Source organism: Streptomyces sp. CAU 1734, assembly GCF_039888735.1.
Classification (GTDB): domain Bacteria; phylum Actinomycetota; class Actinomycetes; order Streptomycetales; family Streptomycetaceae; genus Streptomyces.
Genome location: NZ_JBDQQP010000003.1, coordinates 276,297 through 293,593, shown reverse-complemented (window position 1 = coordinate 293,593; position 17,297 = coordinate 276,297). Strand labels below are relative to the sequence as shown.

16 protein-coding genes are annotated in these 17,297 nt (G+C 70.5%); 8 read left to right on the top strand and 8 right to left on the bottom strand.

The features are described 5' to 3' along the window. Nucleotides 1–163: 163 nt before the first annotated feature. Both AAFN69_RS07455 and AAFN69_RS07450 read left to right on the top strand, forming a co-directional pair. Nucleotides 164–1,156, top strand: coding sequence for a hypothetical protein (locus AAFN69_RS07455; protein WP_347727518.1), 993 nt, complete (start codon nt 164–166; stop codon nt 1,154–1,156). Between the two features lie 361 nt (nt 1,157–1,517). Continuing rightward, entirely contained in the window at nt 1,518–3,056 is a 1,539-nt protein-coding gene (locus tag AAFN69_RS07450) for an amino acid permease (RefSeq protein WP_347727517.1), read from the top strand. An 89-nt stretch (nt 3,057–3,145) separates the two neighbouring features. On the opposite strand, the gene AAFN69_RS07445 is transcribed toward AAFN69_RS07450, so the two are convergent. The 4 genes from AAFN69_RS07445 to AAFN69_RS07430 form a co-directional block, all read right to left on the bottom strand. Further along, a complete protein-coding gene (locus tag AAFN69_RS07445; RefSeq protein WP_347727516.1) occupies nt 3,146–3,565 on the bottom strand; it encodes a DoxX family protein in 420 nt (139 codons plus the stop codon). Nucleotides 3,566–3,695: 130 nt separating this feature from the next. Continuing rightward, nucleotides 3,696–4,703 carry a Ppx/GppA family phosphatase gene (locus AAFN69_RS07440; RefSeq protein ID WP_347727515.1) on the bottom strand — a complete coding sequence of 336 codons (1,008 nt, stop codon included), beginning with the start codon at nt 4,701–4,703 and terminating at the stop codon, nt 3,696–3,698. Nucleotides 4,704–4,993: 290 nt separating this feature from the next. Beyond that, nucleotides 4,994–5,362 carry a MerR family transcriptional regulator gene (locus tag AAFN69_RS07435; protein ID WP_347727514.1) on the bottom strand — a complete coding sequence of 123 codons (369 nt, stop codon included), beginning with the start codon at nt 5,360–5,362 and terminating at the stop codon, nt 4,994–4,996. 47 nt (nt 5,363–5,409) lie between these two features. Beyond that, nucleotides 5,410–6,435: an NADP-dependent oxidoreductase gene (locus AAFN69_RS07430; protein WP_347727513.1), complete on the bottom strand. Its 1,026-nt coding sequence runs from the start codon at nt 6,433–6,435 to the stop codon at nt 5,410–5,412. 287 nt (nt 6,436–6,722) lie between these two features. Between AAFN69_RS07430 and AAFN69_RS07425 the strand changes: the two genes are divergently transcribed. Further along, the gene (locus tag AAFN69_RS07425; protein ID WP_347727512.1) at nt 6,723–7,013 is read left to right on the top strand and encodes a hypothetical protein; all 291 of its coding nucleotides are present in this window, start codon (nt 6,723–6,725) and stop codon (nt 7,011–7,013) included. Between the two features lie 147 nt (nt 7,014–7,160). Then, nucleotides 7,161–8,294, top strand: a complete 1,134-nt coding sequence (locus tag AAFN69_RS07420) for a hypothetical protein (RefSeq protein WP_347727511.1) — start codon at nt 7,161–7,163, stop codon at nt 8,292–8,294. On the opposite strand, the gene AAFN69_RS07415 is transcribed toward AAFN69_RS07420, so the two are convergent. Continuing rightward, entirely contained in the window at nt 8,245–9,021 is a 777-nt protein-coding gene (locus AAFN69_RS07415; RefSeq protein ID WP_347727510.1) for an N-acetyltransferase, read from the bottom strand. The genes AAFN69_RS07420 and AAFN69_RS07415 overlap by 50 nt on opposite strands. A gap of 52 nt (nt 9,022–9,073) precedes the next feature. Further along, complete coding sequence (locus AAFN69_RS07410; RefSeq protein ID WP_347727509.1) at nt 9,074–9,931, bottom strand: class I SAM-dependent methyltransferase; 858 nt, start codon at nt 9,929–9,931, stop codon at nt 9,074–9,076. Between the two features lie 206 nt (nt 9,932–10,137). Between AAFN69_RS07410 and AAFN69_RS07405 the strand changes: the two genes are divergently transcribed. After that, on the top strand, nt 10,138–11,670 hold the full coding sequence (locus tag AAFN69_RS07405) for a N,N-dimethylformamidase beta subunit family domain-containing protein (protein ID WP_347727508.1): 1,533 nt from the start codon (nt 10,138–10,140) through the stop codon (nt 11,668–11,670). Here AAFN69_RS07405 and AAFN69_RS07400 read toward each other — a convergent pair. Together AAFN69_RS07400 and AAFN69_RS07395 are read right to left on the bottom strand one after the other, a co-directional pair. Continuing rightward, nucleotides 11,636–12,385, bottom strand: a complete 750-nt coding sequence (locus AAFN69_RS07400) for an HAD family hydrolase (RefSeq protein WP_347727507.1) — start codon at nt 12,383–12,385, stop codon at nt 11,636–11,638. The genes AAFN69_RS07405 and AAFN69_RS07400 overlap by 35 nt on opposite strands. Before the next feature lie 4 nt (nt 12,386–12,389). Continuing rightward, nucleotides 12,390–13,553, bottom strand: a complete 1,164-nt coding sequence (locus AAFN69_RS07395; RefSeq protein ID WP_347727506.1) for a serine/threonine protein kinase — start codon at nt 13,551–13,553, stop codon at nt 12,390–12,392. Between the two features lie 303 nt (nt 13,554–13,856). Here AAFN69_RS07395 and AAFN69_RS07390 point away from each other — a divergent pair, with 303 nt between their 5' ends. From AAFN69_RS07390 to AAFN69_RS07380, 3 genes are all read left to right on the top strand, one after another. After that, entirely contained in the window at nt 13,857–15,158 is a 1,302-nt protein-coding gene (locus AAFN69_RS07390) for an extracellular solute-binding protein (protein ID WP_347727505.1), read from the top strand. A 267-nt stretch (nt 15,159–15,425) separates the two neighbouring features. Further along, nucleotides 15,426–16,418: a sugar ABC transporter permease gene (locus AAFN69_RS07385; protein ID WP_347727504.1), complete on the top strand. Its 993-nt coding sequence runs from the start codon at nt 15,426–15,428 to the stop codon at nt 16,416–16,418. Beyond that, on the top strand, nt 16,415–17,269 hold the full coding sequence (locus AAFN69_RS07380; protein ID WP_347727503.1) for a carbohydrate ABC transporter permease: 855 nt from the start codon (nt 16,415–16,417) through the stop codon (nt 17,267–17,269). Before AAFN69_RS07385 ends, AAFN69_RS07380 begins: the two co-directional genes overlap by 4 nt. Nucleotides 17,270–17,297: the final 28 nt, after the last annotated feature.

Below are 17,297 nucleotides of genomic sequence, written 5' to 3'. Positions count from 1 at the left end.
AACTTCTTGTCGTATTCGATTGGTTGAGTAAGATCGGCGCGCATACCGGGAGTGGATTGCGATCTCCACCCCAGCCAACCCCCCACCTGTCCCTATGAGGACCCATGACGACCTTTTTGCGACATCCGCGCCGACGCAGACCGACGGGGGCGGCGGCGGACTGATGTCCCAGGATCAGTTCCGCCCGGTTTACCACCCGGCAGGCCATGACAATGAACTGCGCACCGCCATGCAGGACTTAAGGACGGGCCGCTGGCTTTCGATGCGCAATCTGCTTCATTCGACCAGCAGTTGGGCCGTGTGGACGCAGCGGACGCAGGTGCTCGCGGCGGTCGCCGCGGGCTCGGACGCGATCCAGGCATGGCGCACCGAGGAACCCGGCTCGCTCGCCGGAATGGTGATGCAGTGCCGGGTGGCGGTCGAGCGGGCACTGCGGGCCCATCGGGAGAACCATTCGCGTACCCAGGAGTTGTGGCACGAGGCATGGGAGGCATGCAGGATCGCCGCCCATCAGGGGCCGGACGATCCGGTGCCGTGGGTGTGTCTGCTGGCGCTCTCGCAGCTCGACGAGAAACAGCGGCTGGAGGAGCACCGGCAGATACCGCCGGGGCCGATGCTGTTCCCCGGTCCGTGGGGTCTGCTGGCGGAGGCGCACAAGCGGGATCCGTACAACCGCGAGGCGTACCACCGGATGCTTCAGTTCGTGTACGCGCGCAGGTCGGGCGGCCATCTGTCGGAGGCGGTGAACTTCGTGCAGTGGGCGGCTTCCGCGGCACCGGCGGGTTCGGCGCTGCTGGCGCTGCCGCTCCATGTCCGGGTCGAGCGGTACCGCCGCGACAAGGGACACGAGCGGGCACTGGATCTGCACTGGGTGACGGACGACGCCACCCGTGAGGCGCTGCTGGCGCTGGAGGGGTGGTTCGATCACACCAATCCAGCCGAGGCGTCGCTGCTCGATCTGAACCATCTGGCCCACGCGCTCTGGGGTGCCGGGAAGTTCGCCGAGGCGGGGCGGGTGTTCACCTCGCTGGGGCCGTACTTCACGGCACCGCCATGGCTCTACCGGTCCCAGAGTCCGGGGGATCCGGCCCTGGCGGAGGAAGTCTTCCTCCGCGCCCGCGGCCGGTGTCTCAGCGCCGCCCGCGGCGCCGGCTGACCCCTCCCCCGGGCAGCGGCGGGTCCGCCGTCCCCATCGGCGCGGACCTCTCGCCGTGTACCACCGTCCCCCGCGCCCCCGCGCGGACGGACGGGCGCAGGACCGGTGCGGGCCGAGCCCGTACCGGAGAACGGCGCGGGCCCGATCCGCGCACCGCTCCGTGTGGACACGTGTCCACACGGCCTCCGCGCCTTCCCCGGCGCGGGTTCACCATCCGCACCACCCCGTGTGCGGGCCGGCCACACAGTAGGGCCGTTACCCCTGGTAGCGGACCGGCCACCCCACCGGGTACGGCTCACTCCGTACCACCACCCACCAACCGTTCAGCGCACATGGCCTTTCCCCCCGGAGGTTCATCCACATGTCCATATCTTCACCAAAGTCCCCGAATTGGTCGAGTCCTGATCCCAAGTCCCCGGTGGACGAGGAGGAGAGACTGAGAGAGCTCGGCTATCAGCCGGTGCTGGCCCGCCGCATGGGCGGCTTCGGGAACTTCGCGATCAGCTTCTCCGTCATCTCCGTCCTCTCCGGCTGCATGACGCTGTACAGCTTCGGCATGAACACCGGCGGCCCGGCCGTCATGCTCTGGGGCTGGATCGCCGTCGGCTTCTTCGTCCTCTGCGTCGGCATGGCTCTCGCCGAGGTGACCAGCGCCTATCCGACCTCGGGCGCGCTCTACTACATGGCCGACCGGCTCGGCGGCCGCAAGTGGGGCTGGTACACCGGCTGGCTCAATCTGCTGGGTCTGCTGGGCGCGATCGCCGGTATCGACTACGGCGCCGCCCTGTTCACCGGCGCGTTCCTGAACCTTCAGTGGGGCTTCGACCCGACGCCCGGTTCCACGATGGTCATCTTCCTGATCATTCTGCTGCTCCACGCCACGCTCAACCTCTTCGGCGTGAAGCTCGTCAGCGTGCTCAACTCGATCAGCGTGTGGTGGCACCTCATCGGTGTCGGCATCATCGTCGGCGTGCTGGCCGTCGTGCCCAAGAACCACCAGTCGCCGGAGTACGTCTTCACCGAGTTCGTGAACAACACCGGCTGGGAGAACCCGCTCTACGTGGCGGCGATCGGTCTGCTGCTGGCTCAGTACACCTTCTCCGGCTACGACGCCTCCGCGCATCTGTCGGAGGAGACCTCCAACGCGTCCGTCACCGCCGCCAAGGGCATCGTCCGCGCGATCTGGGTCTCCTGGATCGCCGGTTTCGCGCTGCTCGCGGGTCTGACCTTCGCCATCCAGGACTACACCGGGGCGCTGAACTCCAAGACGGGTGTGGCACCCGCCCAGATCATGATCGACGCACTGGGCACGGGCGGGGCCTCGGCCCTGCTGCTGATCGTCATCGTGGCGCAGCTCTTCTGCGGCAACGCCGAGGTCGCCGCCGCCAGCCGGATGGTCTTCGCCTTCAGCCGTGACAACGCCCTCCCCGGCTCGGCGATCTGGCGCAAGGTCAGCGCCAAGACGCAGACCCCGGTGCCCGCGGTCTGGCTGGCGGTCGGCTGCGCCGCCCTGCTCGCGCTTCCCTCGCTCTACTCGGCCACCGCCTATGGCGCGGTGACCGCGATCAATGTCATCGGTATCACCCCCGCGTACATCATCCCGGTCTATCTGAAGCTGCGGGCGGGCGACCGCTGGCAGCCGGGACCGTGGAGCCTGGGCAAGTGGAGCAAGCCGATCGGCTGGGTCGCGGTGGCCTGGGTGGTGGTCGTGACGGTGCTCTTCCTGCTGCCGCAGTCCAACCCGGTCACGGTCGACACCATGAACTACGCGTCGATCGCCCTGGTCGCGGTACTGACGCTGGCGACCGCCTGGTGGTTCGTGGCGCGCCGCTCGTACAGCACCCCGCAGGCCTACGGCTCCGCCCGTGAGCAGGCGGAGCTCTCGGACCAGATCGTCTGATCCCGCGCCGAGGATGCCGCTGGGGCCCGTCCGGTGGGTGGACGGGCCCCAGCGCTGTTCCGGCCCGGCGGCGCCCGGCCGCCGCCGGGTCAGGAGATGCGGAAGAGCGGACCGGTGATCGTCAGGCCGAGATCGTGGCCCGCGTACGAGAAGAAGGCGATCAGCATCAGCGCGGCTCCGCCCAGCGAGATGTCCTTGAGGAAGGCGACCGTCTCCGTCTGCCGGGCCTGCGCGTCGCCCTCCTTCCAGAAGGCGTGCATCAGCAGCGCCGTCGGGAAGAGGAAGACCGCCAGCAGCAGCGCGCCGAGATCGGCCCAGACGCCCAGCAGCACACTGAGCGCGCCCGCCGCCATCAGCACTCCGCTGCCCGCGGTGGCGGCGAAGGCGGCCGGGACCCCTCGGGACTCGGCATACCCGGCGAGCGTCCGGGTCATGGTGAGATGCCCGACGGCGGAGTTGAGGAAGAGCAGTACGAAGAGGATGCGCCCGATCAGTACCAGGACGTCCATGGTGACCTCCGGAACGGGGCGGCTCAACCCCGGACAGGGCTGTTGAGCACAGAACCGCCCTGCTCAGAGTATGCCCCGGTGTCCCGGCCCGCGCGCGGGGAAGCGGCGGGCGGGGCGCCGTGCCGCCGGGTCACCCGCGCGGCAGGAGCTGGAGTGCGGGGGTCTCCGCACCGGACGGGGGGTCCTCGCCCCGGGCGGTGCGGAACCACCATTCGGTGTTCCCCTCCTCGATGCAGCGCAGCAGCACCCCGTCGCGCAGACCCCACGGGCAGATGGTCAGCCGGTCGATGTTCATCAGCGCCATCGCCGTGTGCGCGACCAGCGCGCCGGCCAGGCTCTGCCAGGACCTGGCCGGGGAGATCCCGGGCAGCCCCGCGCGCTCGGCGGTGGTCAGCCGGCGCAGCCGGGGAAGGGCCAGCCGCAGATCGGCGGCGCTCAGATGGCGGGGCACGAAGGGCCCGAATCTGCCCGGCGGGGCGCCGCACAATCTGCCGAGCTGCTGAAAGGTGCGCGAGGTGGCGACCGCCGTGCGCGGCCCCTCCCAGCGGATGCGGGTGGCCGCGTCCCGCAGCTGATGCCGCGCATGCCGGCGGACCGCCTTGCAGGCGCGCCGGGACGGCGGATCCTGGTCGCCGAAGAAGTCCCGGGTCAGCAGGCCGGCGCCGAGCGGCAGCGATACGGCGTAGTCCGGCATCCGGGACCGGCCGAAGGCGACCTCCAGCGAACCGCCGCCGATGTCGAGCATCACCAGCGGCCCCGCCTGCCAGCCCATCCACCGCCGCGCGGCGAGAAAGGTGAGCTCCGCCTCGGTCTCGCCGGACAGCGTGTGCAGCGCCACCCCGGAACCGGCCCGCACGGCCCGCAGGACCTCGTCCCGGTTGGGCGCGTCGCGCACGATCGCGGTGGCGAAGGCGAGCGGCTGGTCCACACCCCACAGGGCGCCCTCCGCGCGGGCCGCGACCACGGCGTCGACGATCCGTGCCACCTGTTCGGGGGGCAGTTCCCGGTCCGGTCCGACGTGGTCCGCGAGTCTGAGCCTGCGCTTGGCCGTGTGCACGGGCAGCGGCAGCGCGCCCCCGGCGTCCGCCACCACCAGCCGTACGGTCGTGGAACCAATATCCAGTACACCCATCCGCATTGCTGGCTGCTACCCATCCGGCGGGGCGTCAAGCCGGACCCGCGGCGCGGCGGGCGGGCGAGTCGGGTCAACCGGCCGCGCACGGGATCCCGCCGGGGAGCATGCGCGGGCCGCGCGTACGCACTCCGCTCCCGCGCCGGACCCGCGCCGGTCACTCCGGCGGAGGGCCCCGGACACCGGCCGCGCACCCTGCCGGGGCGGCGTGCGCCGGGCGTCCTCCGGCGGGGCGGGCCGTGACACCGGGGGTCGGGAGCCGGACGGGAGGGCAGTCCGGCCTCCCCTGGCCGGTGTCACTCCCCGGCGGCCCGCCGGGCGAGGCTGTCGCGGAGCTCGGTCAGCCGGGCGATCTCGGCGTCGAGGGCGGCGAGTCTCCGGCCGACGACCCCGGAGGGGGCCGCGTCCGGTCCGGCGGCGCCGCAGCGCGGCGGCGGGTCCTCGGTCAGCAGATGGAGGCGGTCCGCGCATACGGCCAGATCCGCGACGGTGAGCCCGAGGGCCAGCAGCTCGCGGATGACCCGGACCCGCGCGACCTCGCCGGGGCCGTACTCCCGCAGGCCCGACGCCGTGCGGGCGGGCGGGGGCAGCAATCCGCGCTGCTCGTAGAAGCGCAGTGCTCTGGGTGTGGTTCCGGCCGCTGCCGCCGCTTCACCGATCCGCACCGTGTCCGCTCCCGTCTCCGGCCGTCCGCGTCCGCCGCGCCGCCGGGCTACAACTCCACCGTGACCGCGCCGAAGTGGCGGCCCTCGATCAATTCCCGCAACGCCGACGGTGCCCGGTCAATGCCCGCGATCCGCGTGTGCGGGAAGGTGATGGCGCCGTTCCGCAGCCATTCGCCGAAGCGGCGGGTCCACTCCTCCGCCACACCGGGGTGGTCCGCACCGCTGTAGCCGAGCAGCGAGATGCCCTTGACCACGAGCCGGAAGGCGTCGATCTCCGTCGGCGCGCTGCCGCCGGCCCGGCGGGCCGACAGCTGTCCCGACAGGGCTCCCACCACGGCGAAGCGCGCGCCCTGCCGTGCCGCGCCGACCGCGGCGGCCAGCTGGTCGCCCGCGACGGTGTCCACCAGGACGTCGATGCCCCCGGGCGCCGCCTCGGCGAGCTGATCCGCGATCGGTCCGGCCCCCCGCACCACGACCGCGTCGTACCCCAGCTCGGAGACCAGCCGCTCCGCCTTCCGGGGCGAGCCGGTGCTGCCGATCACCCGGCCGGCGCCCAGCAGCCGGGCGATCTGCCCCGCCAGGGAGCCCACCGCGCCCGCCGCGCCGGTGACCAGGACCACGTCGCCCGCGCGGACTCCGGCGAGGCGGGTCAGCGCACCGTATGCCGCCACTCCCTGGTTGAGGTGCGCGACCGGATCGGGCAGCGCGCCGCCCAGCGGAGTGCACTCGGCGGCGGGGACCAGGGCGTACTCCCGCCAGCCGCGCAGGTGTGCCACGGCGTCGCCCGTGCGCAGCGGACCGCCGGCGGGGGCGGCGGCGACCTCGCCGACGGCGGGGCCGAAGAGGGTGTCACCGGCGCGCAGCGGAGGCAGCGGCACTCCGTCGGTCTCCCCGCCGATGAGGGTGCGCAGACCGGGGAAGACCAGGAAGTGGCTGTTCCTGACGAGTACGTGGCCCGCTCGCGGCTCGGGCAGCGGGGTCTCGGCGACGGCGAAGTGGTGCGGGGTGGGCAGCCCCTCGGGGACGCGGGCGAGCCGGACTTCGCGGCCGGTACGGGGCAGGACCGTGCTCATACAGGGGCTCCGGGGGGCTCGGGGAGGGCGGCTCGGCGGATGTCCGGCGCGCGGTGCGGTGAAGGTAAACCCTGCCCCGCACGTCAGGGTCAAGCCCGGCCCCCGGCTCCGGCCGGCTCCCCGGGCGGACCGGAGCGGTACCCGGCCGGGGACACCAACAGGCCCCGGAATGGGGCTGTTTCAGCGAAGAGCGGAACGGCGGGATCGAAGGCGTGGACGATGGGTATACGTCGTTCGCGCGGGCGTATCCCCCCATCGGCCCGCCCTTCCGGAGAGGTCCCCCACAAATGAACCGGAACAAAAGGTATGTGCTCCTGGGCTCCGCACTGGCCTTCCTCGGGCTGGAGGTGGCGGCGGTCCATCTCTTCCTGGAGCTGGACATGGTCGCCCTGCTCTGCGCGGATGTGACCCTCGCGCTCATCGTGATCGGCTGTACCTGGGCCGCGCTCGGGTACGGCGGTGAGTCCGCCCCCGACGCGGCCGGGAATCCGGAGCGGCGCAGGCGCAGGCAGCGGTGCGCGGTCGCCGATCGCGACATCAGGACCCGGACCTGCGGGCACCCCTCCTTACGTCCCTGACGCAACGTCCCTGGCGCAAGAAGGCGATTCGGGTCAGCGAGCGGCCGTTTTTGGCCTTCGTCATACCGGCCGTCGCGGCAGCCCCATGGAGTTCGGCCATGATCAGCACGGAAGATCTTCCCTGATCATGGCTGAAGGAGTGCCCCGATGCCCGCAGCACGCGTCAGTTCGGCCGTCATGACGCATCCGGTCCGCCGCGCCCAGGCCGAGGAGATGTGCGTACGTCTGGGGCTGGGGGGTATCGCACTCGATCCCGCGCCGGACGACGATCCCTCCGCCCTGCGCACCGCGCTGGTCGCCTGGTCCAGGACCGGCGACGGCGCCACCCACCATCTGATGATCCAGGACGATGTGGCCGCGCCCGTCGATCTGCTGGATCTGGTCGCCGGCTGCGCCGACCGTTTCCCCGGCGAGGCGCTGGCGTACTACACCAACTGGCATGCCCGCAACGGCGCCGCCGCGCGGCTCGCCGCGCTGGCCGGGGCGGGCTGGGTGCGCGCCGTGCCGGAGGAGTTCACCCCGACGCTGGCGATCTGTCTGCCGGTCGCCATGGCCGCGGAGTTCCGGCGGTACGCGGAGCGGAGCGCCGACCGGCACGACGACGAGGTGATGGCGGCGTTCCTCCGGAGCCGCGGGCCGGGCGGCACGGGCGGGGCCGCCGCGCTGCTGGCGGTCCCGACGGTGACCGAGCACATCGGCACCAGCAGCATCAACGGCCATGCGGCCCAGGGCGTCCGCCGCGCGGTCTGCCCCGCCGAATCGGCCGACGCGCGCCCCGCGCTGCTGTCGGGCTGGGTGCTGGAGGAGCTCGGCTGGCTGCCGTACATGCGGTACGGGGAGGGCTTCGTCCGGCTGCCCGGCCAGGACGCCGGCCCCGATGCCCGCAACCACTTCACCTGGCGGGAGGCGCTGGGGCACACCGAGCTCACCGAGGCCGAGGTGGTGAAGGTGATGCGCCGGGAGCGGGGCGAGGACGCCGCGGCGGCGGTGGCCGATCTCTACGGCGCCTCGTTCGCGGACGAGCTGTGGATCCACTGTCTGCTGCTGGGGCGGCAGGCCGCCGCCGCGGCCCGCCGGTACGCGCCGGAACCGGTGGTGCCGGACCCGGCGGGCAGGCGGCTGCGGGCGGCGGCGGTCTCCACCGTGGGGCTCGCCGGGCTGCCGCCGGAGCGGCGGCCCGAGGTGACCCAGGCGCACACGGACCTGCTCTCCGCGTACGCCTGGAGCGCCGTCAGGTCCGGGGACCGGATGCCGGCGGGGGATCCCCTGCCTCGTGGATGATCCACACCCCGGGCTCCCAGTAGGAGCCCCGGTCCTCCGCGCGGTCCACCCGGAGGGTGGCGAGTCCCTGCGGGAAGACGTACTCGCCGTCCTCCGGGAAGGCCATACCGGTCCAGGACTCCCACTCGGCGACGGTGCCCGTGATGCGTGAGGACTGCTCCACGGTGGCGGCGATGGTGCCGCCGATCCGGACCTGGGCGCGGATCCAGGGGTCGAAGGGCTCTCCGTCGTCCCGGGTCCAGGTCGCGTACCGCTCGATGGGGACCAGCGGATAGCGGTGCTTCCAGATGGGCCGGACGGGCACGATCAGATGGTCGAGTCCGTCCGCCCGGGCGATCTCCTTCATCCGGCCGAGCAGCGCGCTGGAGAGGTTGCGGCCCTGATGGGCGGGGGCCACCTCGACACCGAGCGCGCAGAGCGCGGTGGGTTTGCGGCCGGCGTCCAGATCGCGGAAGGCGTCGGCGATCGACTCGTCGAGTCCGGTGCCCAGGCCCTCGGGGGTGCCGTCCCAGGTGCGGGGCAGCGAGCGTCCGGCACCGAGTATGTCGTCCGTCTCCGTGTCGAGCAGAATGAACTGGTGGTCGCCGAAGTCGTCGAAGAGGCGATTCCAATGGGTTTCATTGATGTCGCCGTGCAGATTGTATTCGGGGACCACCCCGGCGAACACCTCGGGAATTTTGTCCCAGAGCTCGGGCCGCTCCGAATAATTTACAATTTTTGTCGCCACAGCAGGTTTTCTTCCTCTCAGACTTCCAATCGGACCATCACGGCTCAGGCCGTCACACCGGATTCGGCGCCTTGACGGCCTCCCAGACAACAACAATGGGCAGCCCGTCCCATGCCGCGCGTGCCGCATCCGCGATGAATTCCTCGTACCCGCCGGGGGCGAGCCGGCCATTGAACACCGGCTCGACACAGGCCCGCACGGTCAGCCCGGCGGCGGCGAACGCCGCGATGTAATCCCCGGCAAGATGCACATGGTTGCGCACAAAGGCGAGCCGGTCGCCGCCCTCGACGAAAACGCACTGCCCCTGGAGTGCGATCACAAAGGGATGCATATCGGTGACGATGACCCGGCCCCCGGGGCGGACCACTCGCGCCAGTTCGGCGATGCCCGGCCGCAGGTCGGGGAGATGGGTCAGGGCGAGGGTGCTGATGGCCAGGTCCACGGAGGCGTCCTCCAGCGGAAGGGCCTCCAGCCGCCCCTCGCGGAACTCCGCCGCCGGCGCCTTCCGCCGGGCGTGTGCCAGCATCTCGGGCGACTGGTCCACCCCTATGGTGCGGTAACCGCGGGCGGTGAGCGCCGCGGTGGTGCGCCCGGTGCCGCAGGCGGCGTCCAGCGCGGTGCCCACCGGACCCCGGTCGAGCAGGGCGTGCACCACCGGCTCCTCGACCTCGATGTAGGAGCTGGGCAGGGAGTCGTAGACCTTCGACCAGGCCGCGTACCCGGCCGAGGCGTCCAGCTCGCTCACGGCGGCGCCGCCGTCCGGCAGCCCCTCCCCCGCGCCCGCCGCGAATTTCCTGATCTCCTCGACGCGCGCGTCGAGAAACCGCTCGTCCCCCTCCATGGCATTGCGCAGCAGCGCCAGACCCTCAATCCCCAGGACAAGGTCCCTAACCCTGAATTCACTGCCCATTGTGACATCCCCTCAAGAGCGCCCGGTTTCCTGTGCAGCCGCGCTACCCGAATTTTTGCGCGACCATTCGCGAACAAGCTTTCCTGTCCTGAATCGAACCATCAAAGTCTGATCTCAGCCACCTCTGTTGTATGAGCCATGGAGATCATTTAGCATCAACTCCGGCGTCTGTCGCGAAATGCGTGGACGATCACCGGGGAGGGCATATGATCGAAGGTTATCCGAGCCGCGAGAGCGTAACGGCCGGCGAGGTTCTCACACTCCATGTATCCACCGATGCGCCGGAGTTCCGGGTGCGTTTCCACCGGCTGGGGAGCGAGCTGGAGTTCATGGCCGAGTCGGCGGTGTTCCCGGGCGAGCTGCGGAATCCGCCGCCGCATCCGGACGGGGTGGCCGGACATGCCTCGCCCGCCGCGGCCTGGAACCTGCCGCCGTACGAGTACCGAATACCCGAGGAGTGGCCGCCGGGCATCTATCTGGCCCATCTCGTGGAGGGCGACGAGGAGCGGGCCCGCGCGGTGCCGCTGCTGGACGACACCGGGATCGAGGGGTTCGCCCGCGAGTTCTTCATCGTCCGCCCGCGCCGGCCGGGCTCGTACGGCCGGATCCTCTACAAGAAGTCCACCTTCACCCGTCACGCGTACAACCGCTCGGACAACGAGGGGATGTCCCGGGACTCCAACTTCTACGAGAACCCGGTCTGGGACGAGGGCGGGGAGGGCCGACCGCGCGGGCACAAGCTGAGCATGCACCGTCCGGGCGGGGTGATCGATCTCGCCTACTGGGACGCTCCGTTCATCGCCTGGCTGGAGCGCTCCGGCTACCGGGTCGAGTACTGCACCGACCTCGATCTGCACGAGGATCCGGAACTGCTCGCCCCGTACGATCTGCTGCTCAGCGTCGGACACGACGAGTACTGGAGCGCGGAGATGCGCGACCGGGTCACCGCGCATGTGCGCGGGGGCGGGAATGTGGCGTACTTCAGTGCGAACACCGCCTGGTGGCGGGTTCATCTGACGGATGGGAACACCGCTTTCGTCTCGGACACCGATCACCGGGTGGGTGAGGAGTATCCGCATCTCCCGGCGACCGATCTGTGGTGGCCCGCTCCTCCGGACGGGGTGGGCGAGCCGGAGAACACCCTCACCGGGGTGAGCTTCCGCAATGGCGGCATGTGGCCCGGCGACTGGCCGGGCGACCGGCCGACCTCCGGGTACACGGTGCAGCATGCCGATCACTGGGTCTTCGCCGGGACCGGGCTGCGGGACGGCTCCGACGGCGGGGAGCCGGACGCGCTCGGCGCCGGTACGGCGCTGATCGGGTACGAGTGCGACGGCGCGGCCTTCGCGTACGACGACGCCGGGGTGGCCCGGGCGACCGGACAGGACGGGACCCCGGAGTCGTTCCTGATCCTCGGCATCTTTCTCCTGGATCCGGTGAACGAGAGTTTTCACCATCTGAAGTGGGGTCACTGGAACTGCCCGGAACGCGAACCGCGGATCACCTCGCCGCGGGCGGCCACCATGGGGATCCACACGGCCGGCGGCACCGTGTTCACGGCCGGGACCACCGACTGGCCGACGGTCTGCGGCCGTGAGGAGGACCCCGGAGTCGTCCGGGTGACGCGGAATGTGCTCGACCGGCTCTCGCACCGGACCCCGCCGGAGGGTTCCGGCGGGGTGGCGGGCGGCGGCGGGCGCCCGGTCACAGCAGACCGGACAGCTCCTCCAGTCCGGTGATCCGCGCGGCCCGGCCGGGCAGCGGCGGGGCCTCGCCCTCCACCGCCCGGTCGGGCCGCCACAGATGGACCGCCCGCATCCCCTGGGCGAGCGGGCCGGCCACGTCCGCCTGCCACATGTCCCCGACGAACAGGGCGTCCCCGGGATCCACACCGCACTCGCCGAGCACGGTCCGGTAGATCAGGGGATGCGGTTTGCGGGCCCCGGCGCGGGCTGAGGTGACCGCCACATCGATCAGCCCGGCGAGTCCGGCCTCGTCGGCGGCGCGTTCCAGATCCCAGAACCAGTTGGAGCAGAGGGCGACGGTGAGACCGCGCTCGCGGAGCTCCGCGAGCGCGGCCGTGACATCGCCGAAGAGCTCCAGCCGCAGGCTCTTGATGGAGGCGTCCACCTCGGCGGCGAGCTCGCCGGCCAGCTCGCGGGGTACGCCACAGGCGATGGCCCGCTCCCGCAGGCGTCCCCGCTCCCAGGCCAGATAGGACTCCTCGCTGCCGGAGTGGGCGGTGTGGTCCTCGCCGTCGCCGGGGCCGACCGACCACTGGTCGCCCCAGCGCTCCGCGGCCTCGTGGAGACCCCGGGCGCGCAGAATGGACTCATGGCTGCGCGGCAGCGGGGGCACCATACGGACCAGCGTGCCGTAGAAGTCGAAGATCACGGCCTTGACGCCGGGAACCCGTCCGGGCCGCGCGGCCCGCCGGTCTCGTACGGTGCCCACCGGATCAGTACCGTCCGTGGCGGCGCGGGAAGTAGTCCTCGCAGTCGCCGTCGCGCTCGATGTCGACGGTGGCGCAGTGCAGACCGCCGCCGAAGGGGCCGACCGCGCGGAACGGCACCGGGACGATCTCGAAGCCGTAGCCGGCGAGCTGCTCGGAGAGCCTGACCTCCTTCTCCTCGATGCAGAGGGTGTTCTGATCGAGGTTCAGCATGTTGCCGGCCAGCCAGGGCGAGCAGTAGGAGAGCTTCGGCGGGTGGTCCCAGCTGGCGGGCTGGACGGCCTCGATGATCTCCCAGTCATTGAGCTTGAAGAACTCCATCAGCTCCGCGTCGGCCAGGCGCTCACCGCAGTGCAGCACCAGCCCCGGGCGCAGCGGCACCCAGGTCGCGTCGATGTGGAGCGGGTGGGTATTGGTGGAGGTGACGGCATGCACCCGGTGGTCGGGGAAGTGGCGCTTGAGCCACTTGAAGCCGCCGCGGTTGGTCACAAAGGAGAGCTGGACGAAGAGGTCCTTGCCGAACCGGGCCACATCGGCGGCGTCGAAGAGGGGCTCCTCCTCGGTGAGGACCAGATCGTAGTCCCTGACCCGGGCGAGCTGGACATCGGTGGGCAACTGGTTGTAGGTGTCCCAGAATTCGGTGTGGTAACTCGCGTCGGTCAGCCGCGGCTTGGGCGCGGACTCCCAGCGCATCCGGTCGTCGGAGTCGAAGAGCTCCTGGAGGATCGGCCGGTAGGCGAGGTATTCGAACCAGCGGCTGCGGTAGGACATCGTCGCTTCCAGGACCTCGCTGCCCACGGTCAGCAGGATGTCCCGGGGAGGCATACAACCGGACATGGTCTCCTGTGACCAGTCCGGGGTGGAGACCTTCTGGTTGAAGTCGATCGGGGTGGGCCGGTCCACCCTGATGCCCCGGGCCGTCAGCATGCCGGCGAAGTTGTCGAGCTGTTCATTGGCCTCGGCCGTCATGTCGGCCGGCATCGGGCCGTAGGTGCCGAGGGGGAATCCGTCATCCGGGAAGTCGCGGCGCACCGCGGGCTCCGGCGCCTGGACCACGGCCTCGTCGGCCCTGCCGACGATGACATGGCGCAAAGGGTCCCAGCCGTTCCAGGAGTTGACTCTCACGGGCTTCGAGCCGGATTCGCCATCAGTCGTGCCGTGCTTAATCACGTGCCACACCCTTCGATAGGGGACGCGGGAGACACCTGGAGAAAAATGAGTCAGGAGGTGCGTCAACGTCAAGGGCACCCAAGTGGTACATCATAGTATTTTGCGTCAATTCAGTTGGGCGTACATGGCACCCCAGCTGTCAGGTCACTGGAGTGAACCCGCGTCACCAGCGGCTCGTATACAACAAGAACGTTCAATATTCCGTCGATTCATCCTGGCCAAAAACTGCCCCATGGGTAGATTGCACCTCTTGGCTGGGTAGATAGGAGCCCGGTTCAGCCAGTCCTTGAAAGGAGGAGACTCATGTCGTGTCGCTTACCCCGTCTCACCTCGGTCCTCGGCGCGGTGGTGCTGTCGGTGGCCTTGTCCGCGTGTGACTCGGCGGGCTCCGGTGGATCATCGGGCGCCGGTGCCGGCAAGGGCAGTCTGACGGTCTGGCTCACCGTCGACGCCCGCGAGAGCTGGCCCGATCTGGTTGCCTCCACGAACAAACGCTTCGCCGCGGAGTATCCGAAGGTGAAGGTGAAGGTGCAGTATCAGCAGTGGACGAGCAAGAACCAGAAGATTGACGCGGCCTTCGCGGGCCAGGACGTACCAGATGTGGTTGAGATGGGCAACAGTGAGACCACCAATTACATCGTGAACGGCGCCTTCATCCCCTTGGAGAAGAAGGATTTCGACTATTCGGAAGAGTGGCTTCCGGCACTTTCGGACGCATGTGTCCTGGACGGCGAGACCTACTGCGTTCCCTACTATGCGGGGGCCCGTGTCGGTATCTACCGCACCGACCTGCTGAAACAGGTCGGAGTCGACAAAGCGCCGGCCACCTACCCCGAGCTGTTGTCGGCACTCGACCGCCTGAAGGCGAAGTTCGGGCCCTCGGACAAGAATTTCTCCGCGTTTTACATGCCGGGCCGTTACTGGAACGCGGCGATGGCCTATGTGAAGGACGCCGGCGGCGAGATGGCGGTCGAGGAGAACGGCCGCTGGCGCGGCGCGCTCTCCTCCCCCGCATCCCTCAAGGGCCTCACCGCCTGGAAGGATTTGCTGGAGACCTACTACGTCGGCGACCGCTCCAAGGACAACAGCGACGAGCCCGCGGTGGTCGGCCAGGGCAATGTGGGCATGTTCTACGGCAACACCTGGGAGGCCAAGGCGGCCACCGACCCGCGCTCCGGCGGCAACCCCGCACTGAGCGGCAAGTTCGGCACCTTCGCCTTCCCCGGCCCCTCCGGTGAGCTGATGCCGCCCTTCCTCGGCGGCTCGACCCTCGCGATCCCCACCAAGTCCCGCAACCAGGACGTGGCCAAGGCGTGGATCAAGCTCTTCACCGACCGTGAGTCGCAGAAGACGCTGATAGCCGCCGAGACCCTGCCGAACAACACCGTCCAGCTCGCCGACGTCCCTGCGGACGGGATCAACGGCGCCGCCGCGCTCGCCGCGGCCCGGGGCTGGGTGACCCCGCTGGCACCCGGCTGGGGAGCCGTGGAGAAGTCCAATGTCCTCCCCGCCATGCTCCAGTCCATCGCCACCGGCAAGAAGTCGGTCCGGGACGCCGCCCGGGACGCCGACCGCGAGATCGACGCGGTGATCAACAACAGGTGATCACCGGCGACTGACGAACGGCACACCGGCCACAGGGGTCAATGGCGTCCCCCCGGCCGTGTGACCGGAGGCAGCGGGCGGCGCCGGCCCCGCATCCCCGCGACGGGGTGCGCCCGGCGGCCCCGGCGGCGGGAGCCGCGCCCCCGCCGCGGTTCCGTACCGCCCTCTCCCCCACCGCATCACCCCACCGCGACCGATGACCACCGACGCCTGCGCCGGCCCGCATGCCGGGCGCGCCGCGAACGACGATTCGAGGAGCCCGCCCGCATGGTGACCACCGGTCAGCCGCGCCCCACCGGCGCGCCCCGGCGCCCGTACCGCCCCCCGACCGGCCGCCGCGCGGAGCCGGCCGGCCGGCGCGGTCCCTCCCCGCTGCGCCGGGCCGTGCCGTATCTGCTGATCGCCCCGACCGTCCTGGCGCTCGCCGCCGTCCTCGGCTATCCGCTGGTCGATCTGCTGCTGCTCTCCTTCCAGGACATGACCCGCCGGGAGCTGTTCGCGGGCACGGCCCCGCCGTGGGCCGGCGCGGATCAGTACCAGGTCATCCTCGGCGACCGGTTCTTCTGGGAGGTCGTCGGGCGCACCGCGCTCTTCACCGCGGTCTGCACCACGCTGACCATGGTGGTGGCCATGTGCGCCGCGCTGCTGCTGCGCCGGGTGGCGCCCTGGGTGCGGATGGCCGCCGCGGGAGTGCTCGTCGCGGTCTGGGCGATGCCGGTGATGGTCGCCGCCTCGGTCTTCCGGTGGCTGGTCGACGCGGATTACGGGGTCGTCAACTGGGTGCTCGGTCTGCTGCCGGGGGCGGACTTCGACAAGCACAACTGGTTCGAGGACCCCTGGCAGGGCTTCGCCGTGATCACCGGGGTGGTGGTCTGGGGGGCGCTCCCCTTCGCCGTGATCACCCTCCAGGCGGCGCTGACCCAGGTGCCGCCGGAGCTGCGGGAGGCCGCCCGGGTGGACGGCGCCGAGGGGCTCCAGGTCTTCCGCCACATCACCTTTCCGGTGATCAAGCCCGCTTTCATCATGGTCACCACGCTCAACGCGATCTGGAACTTCGGGGTGTTCAACCAGATCTGGCTGATGCGCTCGGGACAGCCGGAGAAGGAGTACTACCTGCTCGGCGTCTACTCGTTCATCGAGTCCTTCGCCGTCAACCGCTACAGCGTCGGCGCCGCCATCGCGGTGATCACCGTACTGCTGCTGCTCGTCGGAGCGGTGGTCTATGTCCGCCAGCTCGTCAAAATGGGAGAGGCCGAGTGACCGTCACACCCCGCGCCCGGCGCGGCCCCCGGGGCCGCCGCGCGCTCAGGGACAACGCGCTGGCACTGCTGTTCACGGCGGTGATGGCCTTCCCGCTGTACTGGATGGTGCTCACGGCGCTGCGGCCGGCCTCCGAGATCCGCAGCGATCCGCCGCAGTTCTGGAGCCTGGACATGACCCTGGAGAACTTCCGGCGGGCCATGGAGTCCCCGACCTTCTGGTCGAGTGTGCGGGCGAGTGTGTTCGTCGGGGTGGGCACCGTGGCGATCTCACTGGTGATCGGTGTGCTGGCGGCGTACGCGCTGGCCCGGTTCGCCTTCGCCGGGCGCAAGGCGTTCATCCTGGTGATTCTCTCGGTGCAGATGATCCCGCTGGCCGGGCTGATCATCCCGCTCTATCTGCTGCTCAGCGACGCGGGTCTGACGGACAGCCTGACCGGGGTGGTGCTCACCTATCTGGTCTTCATGCTGCCCTTCACGGTCTGGCTGCTGAGGGGATTCATCGCCGCCGTCCCGGTCGAGCTGGAGGAGGCGGCGATGGTCGACGGCTGCACCCGGGGGGCCGCCTTCCGCCGGGTGCTGCTGCCGCTGCTCGCCCCGGGGCTGGTGGCCACCTCCATCTACTCGCTGGTCCAGGCGTGGAACGAGTACGTCCTCGCCTATGTGCTGCTCTCCAGCAATGACAAGCAGACCCTCTCCATCTGGCTGGTCTCCTTCCAGACCAGTTTCGGCACCGACTACGGCGCGCTGATGGCCGGATCGACCCTGACCGCGCTGCCGGTGGTGATCTTCTTCCTGCTCGTGCAGCGCCGGGTGGCCGCGGGTCTCGCGGCGGGTGCGGTGAAGGGATGAGCGCCGGCGACGGGATGGGGGCCCGGGG